Source organism: Arenibacter catalasegens, from assembly GCF_002909235.1.
Classification (GTDB): Bacteria; Bacteroidota; Bacteroidia; order Flavobacteriales; family Flavobacteriaceae; genus Arenibacter; species Arenibacter catalasegens.
Window position 1 is genome coordinate 1 of sequence record NZ_PHQQ01000071.1, and the last position, 1,711, is coordinate 1,711.

At 52.2% G+C, this 1,711-nt stretch carries 1 rRNA gene; it reads right to left on the reverse strand.

The features are described 5' to 3' along the window. Window positions 1-152: 152 nt before the first annotated feature. Window positions 153-1,676 (reverse strand): 16S ribosomal RNA (locus CWD90_RS22870). Between the last annotated feature and the right edge of the window lie 35 nt (window positions 1,677-1,711).

Here is a 1,711-nt window from a genome sequence, read left to right on the forward strand (position 1 = left end):
CAGGCAGACTCGAACTGCCGACCTCTACATTATCAGTGTAGCGCTCTAACCAGCTGAGCTATGAGACTCACTATAGTTTATTTTTGGTATTTATAAAGACAGAAATCGAAAAAACGGGCCCTTGAAAACTGCCCGGACGGCAAATTCTCTAGAAAGGAGGTGTTCCAGCCGCACCTTCCGGTACGGCTACCTTGTTACGACTTAGCCCTAGTTACCGATCTTGCCCTAGGCCGCTCCTTGCGGTGACGGACTTCAGGCACTCCCGGCTTCCATGGCTTGACGGGCGGTGTGTACAAGGCCCGGGAACGTATTCACCGGATCATGGCTGATATCCGATTACTAGCGATTCCAGCTTCACGGGGTCGAGTTGCAGACCCCGATCCGAACTGTGACCGGTTTTATAGATTCGCTCCTGGTTGCCCAGTGGCTGCTCTCTGTACCGGCCATTGTAGCACGTGTGTGGCCCAGGACGTAAGGGCCGTGATGATTTGACGTCATCCCCACCTTCCTCGCGGTTTGCACCGGCAGTCCCGTTAGAGTCCCCATCATTACATGCTGGCAACTAACGGCAGGGGTTGCGCTCGTTATAGGACTTAACCTGACACCTCACGGCACGAGCTGACGACAACCATGCAGCACCTTGTGATCTGCCCGAAGGAAACTCTATCTCTAAAGCTGTCAGACCACATTTAAGCCCTGGTAAGGTTCCTCGCGTATCATCGAATTAAACCACATGCTCCACCGCTTGTGCGGGCCCCCGTCAATTCCTTTGAGTTTCATCCTTGCGGACGTACTCCCCAGGTGGGATACTTATCACTTTCGCTTGGCCGCCCAGATTTGCATCCGGACAGCTAGTATCCATCGTTTACGGCGTGGACTACCAGGGTATCTAATCCTGTTCGCTCCCCACGCTTTCGTCCATCAGCGTCAGTATATAGTTAGTAACCTGCCTTCGCAATCGGTATTCTATGTAATATCTATGCATTTCACCGCTACACTACATATTCTAGTTACTTCACTATAACTCAAGGCCACCAGTATCAAGGGCAATTCTACAGTTGAGCTGCAGACTTTCACCCCTGACTTAATGGCCCGCCTACGGACCCTTTAAACCCAATGATTCCGGATAACGCTTGGATCCTCCGTATTACCGCGGCTGCTGGCACGGAGTTAGCCGATCCTTATTCTTACGGTACCGTCAGAGGGGCACACGTGCCCTTTGTTCTTCCCGTATAAAAGCAGTTTACAATCCATAGGACCGTCTTCCTGCACGCGGCATGGCTGGATCAGGCTCTCGCCCATTGTCCAATATTCCTCACTGCTGCCTCCCGTAGGAGTCTGGTCCGTGTCTCAGTACCAGTGTGGGGGATCCCCCTCTCAGGGCCCCTACCCATCGCCGTCTTGGTAAGCCGTTACCTTACCAACTAACTAATGGGACGCATAGTCATCTTGTACCGTAGCCTTTAATATAAAGGTGATGCCACCTCTACATACTATGGGGCCTTAATCCAAATTTCTCTGGGCTATTCCCCAGTACAAGGTAGATTCTATACGCGTTGCGCACCCGTGCGCCGGTCGCCGGCGGATAAGCAAGCTTATCCCCGCTGCCCCTCGACTTGCATGTGTTAGGCCTGCCGCTAGCGTTCATCCTGAGCCAGGATCAAACTCTTCATCGTTGATTCTTATATAACTTCGATCAACCATCCAAGAC